This window comes from Streptomyces sp. NRRL WC-3549, from assembly GCF_000721935.1.
Taxonomy (GTDB): Bacteria; Actinomycetota; Actinomycetes; order Streptomycetales; family Streptomycetaceae; genus Streptomyces.
In genome coordinates this window covers 137,146-137,636 of the sequence record NZ_KL585420.1, presented here as the reverse complement: position 1 = coordinate 137,636, position 491 = coordinate 137,146, and the positions used below count along the sequence as shown (strand labels likewise).

1 protein-coding gene is annotated in these 491 nt (G+C 77.0%); it reads left to right on the top strand.

Annotated elements, in window-relative coordinates; translation table 11 throughout:
• On the top strand, positions 1-491 hold a 491-nt coding region (locus IH13_RS0125205; protein ID WP_031088132.1), incomplete at both ends, for a tetratricopeptide repeat protein.

Below are 491 nucleotides of genomic sequence, written 5' to 3'. Positions count from 1 at the left end.
GCTGCTGGCCGCCGCCCGGCTGGCCGTCCGGGACGGAGGGCTGGACACCCTGGCCCGCCGGCTGGTGGCCGCCCTCGTGCGGGCCCTGGCCACCCACCGGGGCACCGAGGACGCGGCGCCGGAGCTGTACGGGCTGCACGGGCTGGTCCTCGACGTCGCCGAGCGCCGGAACCTGCCCCGGGAGAAGGCCGCCGCCCTGCTCAACCTCGCCGACCTGGACGCCAGGACGGGGCGCACCGAGGAGGCGCTGGCCCGCTACCGGGCGGCCCTGGACGCCGGGCGCGAGGCGAAGGACCTCTACGCGACCGGCCGCGCCATGGAGTCGGTGGCCGGCGCCCACGCCGAACTGGGCGACTTCAGCCGGGCCTCGGACTGGTACGGCCGGGCGCTCGCGCAACGGCTCGCCCACGGCGAGCGGGCCGACGCGGCGCGGCTGTACGGGCGCCTGGGCGCCGTCCACACCTATCAGGCTGTCTCTTATACACATCTCT